Source organism: Streptococcus lishijunsis, from assembly GCF_047290665.1.
In the GTDB taxonomy this organism is placed as follows: domain Bacteria; phylum Bacillota; class Bacilli; order Lactobacillales; family Streptococcaceae; genus Streptococcus.
Genome location: NZ_JBLBUC010000035.1, coordinates 1 through 7,079, shown reverse-complemented (window position 1 = coordinate 7,079; position 7,079 = coordinate 1). Strand labels below are relative to the sequence as shown.

Here is a 7,079-nt window from a genome sequence, read left to right as displayed (position 1 = left end):
CTCTAAATATTTTTTGTCAAATACCTTGAAAGGCTTGACAAATGGTAGAAAAAGGATTAAGTCCTGTGCAATACAGAACTCAATCCTTCAGCTAAATATATAGTGTCCAACTTTTGGGGGGCAGTACATCTTCTCTGACTTTATCGGCTTTATAGAGTGCATGCCCATAATTAACCACAAAACGCTTCTTAGCCTCACTCCAGTGTAGATCACCTAAGCCCTTAGTGTCTATCTGACTAAAGGGAATTTGTCTTCCGATTTGCTGTTGCACATACTTCTTGTGATGCTGAAGTACCTTGATCTTAGTGTTTGGCTTTTTCACGCAAAGCCCTGACTCAAGAAGGATTACATCATCTAAACCATACTTACTCCCCTTAACCATAAGGTCTAAAGTAACCACACCATAGTAAGTCATCACCTTAGCAGCAATCGTTACATTATGGCCAATCATCAATCCACTAAAGGTTTCAGGGCAAATATTAGCCATGTCTTTCACATCTACCCAAATGTGCTGGTCAATAAAGCGGTCCACAACAGCCGTCTTTTGCTTATCCACCATAGCTTGAACATTCCCTTTAGCCTCGTGATACTCTTCTGGTGTTGGTTTATGACGAATAGCACAGTTAATCGTCGGCAGTAGAATTAACATCTTTAAGTTACGTTGACCAGATTTAGTCACAAAGGTCCTAAAGTCTCCAATCACACCTGTCATGACAATATACTGATTATCATAGTCAGCTAGAGCTAAACGCATAGCAGGTTTTAAATCGTCTGGTTGTTTCGCTAGAGGACGTGTCAGCTGTCTTCTGACAATGCTAGCAGCTGTCCAATCAGACGGAGTCGATTGCTCAGTTAAATCATCACTCAAGTAAAAGATACGCTCCTTAAGCAATGCAGACAGTGGGTCTAAACTCTCCTTTGCCATTTTCTTAGGTTTGTCTTTTGATAAGAGACGTTTTTTATTTTTCTTTATTTGTTTCATAACTATCTCCCTTTTTATACTATCTCCTAGACTTTGGTTTTTCAATACCGATAGACAGAGCAAACTTCGTCAACTGACTCGCTTTCTCAAAGGATATACTATTAAGGGTATATGTACCATTTCGCAGGCGATAAAGCCACGATTTATCAATATCAGTCGCTTCGACAATTTCAGGAATACTGACGCGTCTCAACAACTGCTCGATAATATGGCTATCACCTATCAGATAATTGTCGTTATCCCCAACAATTTTAGCCATCATCTCACCTTCTTTCGTTATGTTTATAGATAGAACAGGGTGTAAATTTACACCTCATGGGTTTTCAATTTATTATAGTTAAAAATAATCTGATTCGCAATTAAAAACTGTTATAGGCTATCAAAAAAAGAGAGCCCTTTGGTTCTCTTCATGCTATTTAGATTCTGGCGCTAATTGGCTCGGGATAAAGGTGATCTCTTTGGTTAATTTGAGCCTTGCTGCTGCTTCTGACAAGGTGATATTTTTATTAATCGCCTCTGCCATAATTTTTTCCATATACTCTTTTTCGAGTGCTTCATCAACGTTTTCTGCAGCCCTCTTATTTTCAATAGCTTCATTCAAGGCTTTCAATTCCATATAAGTGGACAAGATAAAGGTCACCTTATAAGCCACTACCTTTCGCCCCTTTTTAATAGGCTCAACGGTAATATCAATATTAGGAAAAGCCTGCATAATCTTATCAATCGAGTACATCAATATCTTCTGCTTAAAACGTCCAGCTGTCCAGTGCTTCATCTTCTCTGGATCATGCACAATATCATCACCCAAGAGCCACAAATACCACTCCTCAAGACTCCCTTCAATGACCGTTATCTTATTGGTCGCATAGCGCTTTGAAAGATATAATTCATACAATGTTCTCGCATACTGCGAACGCAACTTCAAAAGATTTGACAGTTCTTCTGTAAAAAACTTCCCATCGGATAAGCCATACAAAAATGGCTCCAACAACTCATGAAAAGCAAAAGCTACCGTTCCATCTTCTTCCACATGTATCTTGTGAAATAAAGAAATAATATCAAATCCCTTAATAATCTTCCCATTTTTTTCATTATCATTAGGGATCAAAATACTCGTTTTACTAGGCAACTTGGTCAATATTTTTAAAATATAGGCTCCACTAGAGCCCCCCTTGACATTACCAACAGTCGCCGTCAAATCATTTAAGGTTGTGACATACATCTTATCCTTATCATAGACATCATCTTTCTTGATAAAAGTCAAAAAATAATCTAAAATATTTCTCTCTGATGTCGATAAATTCCCCTGAGCCTGCGCTAAAATATTAGCCTTATAAACATTGAAGCTTTCTCTGGGTCTAATCACATCAAAGTAGGACTTATCACTATTGATAATCAAAGAATTATCTACCATCGTCTTATCTCCTACCTATTCTTACCTATTAGTATTTTAATTATACCAAATATCGTCCAATTTGGCTCTATTTAGTATTTTAAATCAAGAGACTCTCTATTTTTTGCCTATCTCTACTCATTATCACCTAGAATTATTTTAAATTATACCATTTATTTTTAAAAATCAACCAAAATGGTATAGTTTGTGGCATAATTAGGTTCTTATTTTGGCATTTTTAGGTTATTATCTCAAATTTTCTGGCATAAATAGGTACTTATTGGCATTTTTAGGTAACTATTTCGGCATAAATAGATATTTATTGGCATTTTTAGGTAACTATTTTCCTCTATTTTTAAATTTTTAGGTATTTAAGCTTAAAATCTCGGCATTTTTAGGTATGTTTAAAACTCATAGGTAACTATTAGGGCATAATTAGGTAATTTATTTACCAAAAATAGCTAACTATCAAGGCATAATTAGGTAACTAAATAGACATAATTAGACTACAAAGCTGGCATAATTGGTATTTTTACCCTTGAAATCCCTTGATATCAAAGCCTTCTAGAAGTCTCCAATACTAAAATACTAATAATATATAATACTATCTAAATAAATAATACTCTTTGTCTTGTCCTAAAAAAATTAACACCATCATTTTATCTTACTTTTAAAATTTTCTAACTAATAATGCTACAACTATAATCAATTATTTCTCATAAAAGATATAATAGTTTATTTTAAACTTCTAAAAAACGATAATAAACATATTTTTAGATAAAACAAAGAAATGGGACTATTTTTAATTTTACTCTAAGAAGTTGAATTGAACAAACGATATAAAAACTACAATTAAAACACTAATATAAACACATGTTTTAATTGTAGTTTAAATACTATTTTAATTTATAATGTTTAATCCAATCATTTAAAAAGGTCGAAACACCATTATAACCTTCTTGTTCTGCTATTAAGTCTAATTTATCACGACTTTCAGGTTCCAATGTAAAGGTATAATTAAACCGTTGTTTACCTTTGGGTCTTCCGACTTTGCGTCTTCTAGGTTTCTCAGATAAAACCTTACTTTTTACAAGCTCTACTTCAGTATCATTTTTTTGTAATGCCTGATTTAATTTTGCTTTTTTAGGTTCAAAAGCCATATATTCTCTCCTAATCCATTTTAAATCTCATCAATGGTTTGCTGCATGATTTCCAATGTCTTTGTTAAATCTAAGAAAAATGCTTTATGCTGATTAAAAGAAGGATTTGAAATCATATCAATAATAGTTAAATCTTTTGTGACACGATTGAATAATTCTTTTTGCGGAATCGGTGCAATAACTGTCGGGTCTTCCTGCAAAGCTAAAAGCAATTCTTTGGATTTTGACGTATTGTGTTTAATCATATTAGGAATAAAGAATAATTTAGCAGTAATTAGAGATTCTCTACTAGGACGAATAATCTCATCTTTACGATAATCTTCTAAACGAATATCTAAATTTTCTTTGGCTTCAAACGCAAAGTCACTTGGAATGATGGGACTAAATAATAGATGGCTAACAGCAATGGCATTTCGCGTTGCAATACCAAAGTCTGGTCGGCAATCTAAAATAATATAATCATATTGTTCCAGATTTTTATCTTCCAAATGTGTTCCTAACCAATCATATAAAAACATATTTTTATTTGAATTGGTTTCCAATTGACGTTCTGCTTCATCTAAACGCATTGAACCTGGAATAATATCAATATTTTCAGATACTGGTAAGATGGTCACATCACCTTGTCCAGTAAAAATATTGATAACTGTTCCTGTATTCTCATAAATATCATAAAAATGAGTCAAGTTACACTGATGGTCCAGATCTATAAAAAGAACCTTATTTCCTTTATGTGCCAAATATTGACCAGTTAAGAGAGCTAGAGTTGTTTTTCCTACTCCCCCTTTGATAGCTACAAAACTTAGTAATTTCATCGAAAAACCCCAACTATAAATATCATTGTTTTCATTATAATATAAACACATATAAAAATCAAGTTTTAAATAATTTCCCTATTTATTTATATACTTGGTAAAATAGGTATTAAAAACAATATCAATTCAATTTTGACATAGTATAGAAAAGGACAAACAATAAATAAATTGATTTTTATAAGATATCAAGTCTTTATTTTAACAAGTGTTTTAAAACATAATAAAATAAGTGGTAAAATTATAATATTTACATGCATCTAACACATATAAAAATAAATGTTTATATTGAATGATATAGAGAATACTGCTTCATAAGCAGTATTTTTATGATGGTTTTATTTGGAATGACTTAATTTTCGTATAATCAGATAGTTTGATAGATACAAGGTAGCTATAATAAGAGCATACATTAGTATAGGAAGGAGGATATGTGAGATAACATTGTCACCGATAATCACATCTAAAAAAGTAGTAATAGCATAGATAACTAGAAAAATAGTAATATTCATTAGTTGAAGGGGAAGCAATGTTTTAATGACTGATTTAAGAGAGAGTAGTTGATATTTTTGTAATAAAAGAGTATTCCATAAAATAACAGAGGAAAAAATAGCACCCTCAAAATCCCTGATTATAATAGTTGGAAGAAATACGATGATGAATAAAATGATATGTAAAGGGATTAAATACATAATATCTCGAGTAGTGACTGAGCTATTTTTGAGAGCAAAAGCATAACCTACTAGACTGATAATATTAAGTCCGATTTGAAAATGATATAAGTAAAAGAATTTATTCAAGCTTTTAAAATAGAGGTCAACTCCTGTTAAAGCCCCATCCTTTAGAATATCTACTATTGAATTTAACCATACCCATTCTAAAAGTCGAAGCAATAATGCAGCAGTAATTGTAACGATTGCTGTTTTCAAAAATAATTTCATAAAATCTGCTGAAGGTGTAATATAGGTATCTCATTTCTACAGATTCTATTCTTTTATTATACGTTATTTAGGACTTATAGCCTAATGAAATGCAACTTATCGTTTTGAGATAATCAATCTAGAAGTAAAACAGGCATAATAAAAGAAGTTAAAACAAGGAAATGATTCTGTTAAGAAAATCAAAGATAAAGTCGTTAAAGTATCTGATATAAGGCTTATTCTTAAGGGGAAAATATTTGCTATTGTTTTACTAAGAATTAAAACAATGGTAAATATAGGTGGTTTAAAACATTTTTATATATTAATTAAATGACATGTTTATATAAAAATATCCTTATATCTAGTGTATAAGATAAGCTATTACATAATTATTTTAAACAATATATTTACAAGTATTTAAACTTTAGTTTTGTTGTTTTTAAATTTGTTTAAACACTTATAAAAATAAGTAATTATATACTTATGAAATAGTAATTATTATAATATTACGTAAAGAAGAGGTTTTAAAAATCTAAGATGGAAGGGACTGATTAGAGTTTTCTATTGCTACTGAGGTTTATAAATGAGATGAGAGATGATATACTTATTGATGATAATATAATATTTGAAGATCCGGAAACATAGTATGTGGGTCAAGCTTTAGATTGTATAGAAGTAGAAGCAGTGGAAGGGGTGAATATACGTATGAAGAGTTTATTAACTGATAAAAATAAATACCTTATGTCAGTCATTTTTGATAATTTTGGTAGTTCATTAATGACTTTTGCGATACCAGTTTATATATTAGGATTGAGGAATTCAGTTTTATATTTATCTTTAATATCTTCTTTCACAATTCTCCCCTTTCTAGTTCTAGGGATGCCATTTGGAGCTTTGGTTGATAAGTTAAATATAAAGAAAATATTGTATTTATCTGACTTTATTAGATTTTATTTATATTTTACTTCATTTTTTATAGTGGTCTATATTGATAACTTAGGTATTAAATTGTGGACACTAATCGTAATAACTATTTTAGTAAGTTGTATTAACGTTATTAGTTCAATATCAGAAACAACTTATCTACCGTATTTATTCAAACACACAGATGATTTTACATCTTTAAATAGTAGTATCTATTCAATACAATATATTTTAGGTATTTTATCTCCCATTGTGGGTGGAATGATATATAGTAAGTATTCAATTGGAATTTTATTGTTGATCAGTAGTCTATGCTATCTCTTAAGCTCATTTTCATTTTATTATATTAAGGCTGTAGAAAATAAATCTAATCATAAATTTTCATTTGAAATGTTTAAGGATATATTTGCTGATATTGTAAAGGGCTATGTATATGTTTCAAGTAGAAAAACAGTATTTTTACCATTAGTTATTACAGCTATTTTTAATATATTAACAGCGAATTTTCAAAATGATAGTCTGATTTTTTTAAAAAATATCCTAAATTTAAATACTAGTCAGATTGGATTTGTAGCATCAGTTGCTACTAGTGGGGCACTTTGTGGAGCTTTTTTAATAAACTTTCTGAGTAAGAAATTTGAATTTCATCAGCTGTTCATTGCAAATATTTTACTTCAATCTATACTGAGAATTATTTATGCACAATGGAGTAATGTTTATATGATTGTTGCAATTACGTTTGTTATAGATGCTTTACAATCAATATTGAATATAATAATTATAACCAACAGACAAGAGTTGGTGGAAAAAGAATACTTAGGTAGAGCAAATAGTGAAAAGGCAACACTTTTCTGTACACATTTTATAAAGTGTTTTTCTTAAGTGATG

Annotated in this window: 7 protein-coding genes; 1 reads left to right on the top strand and 6 read right to left on the bottom strand. The window is 30.4% G+C overall.

Annotated elements, in window-relative coordinates:
* Positions 1-91: 91 nt before the first annotated feature.
* From ACLN19_RS08780 to ACLN19_RS08755, 6 genes are all read right to left on the bottom strand, one after another.
* Complete coding sequence (locus tag ACLN19_RS08780) at positions 92-982, bottom strand: hypothetical protein (RefSeq protein ID WP_413385457.1); 891 nt, start codon at positions 980-982, stop codon at positions 92-94.
* 19 nt (positions 983-1,001) lie between these two features.
* Positions 1,002-1,244, bottom strand: coding sequence for a hypothetical protein (locus tag ACLN19_RS08775; RefSeq protein ID WP_413385455.1), 243 nt, complete (start codon positions 1,242-1,244; stop codon positions 1,002-1,004).
* A gap of 150 nt (positions 1,245-1,394) precedes the next feature.
* A complete protein-coding gene (locus ACLN19_RS08770; RefSeq protein ID WP_413385452.1) occupies positions 1,395-2,396 on the bottom strand; it encodes a replication initiation protein in 1,002 nt (333 codons plus the stop codon).
* An 875-nt stretch (positions 2,397-3,271) separates the two neighbouring features.
* Positions 3,272-3,535, bottom strand: coding sequence for a hypothetical protein (locus ACLN19_RS08765; RefSeq protein ID WP_413385449.1), 264 nt, complete (start codon positions 3,533-3,535; stop codon positions 3,272-3,274).
* Positions 3,536-3,555: 20 nt separating this feature from the next.
* Positions 3,556-4,350, bottom strand: a complete 795-nt coding sequence (locus ACLN19_RS08760; protein WP_413385446.1) for a ParA family protein — start codon at positions 4,348-4,350, stop codon at positions 3,556-3,558.
* A gap of 335 nt (positions 4,351-4,685) precedes the next feature.
* Positions 4,686-5,288, bottom strand: a complete 603-nt coding sequence (locus tag ACLN19_RS08755) for a hypothetical protein (RefSeq protein WP_413385443.1) — start codon at positions 5,286-5,288, stop codon at positions 4,686-4,688.
* Between the two features lie 627 nt (positions 5,289-5,915).
* Between ACLN19_RS08755 and ACLN19_RS08750 the strand changes: the two genes are divergently transcribed.
* Positions 5,916-7,073 carry an MFS transporter gene (locus ACLN19_RS08750; protein WP_413385440.1) on the top strand — a complete coding sequence of 386 codons (1,158 nt, stop codon included), beginning with the start codon at positions 5,916-5,918 and terminating at the stop codon, positions 7,071-7,073.
* The last annotated feature ends 6 nt before the right edge of the window (positions 7,074-7,079 follow it).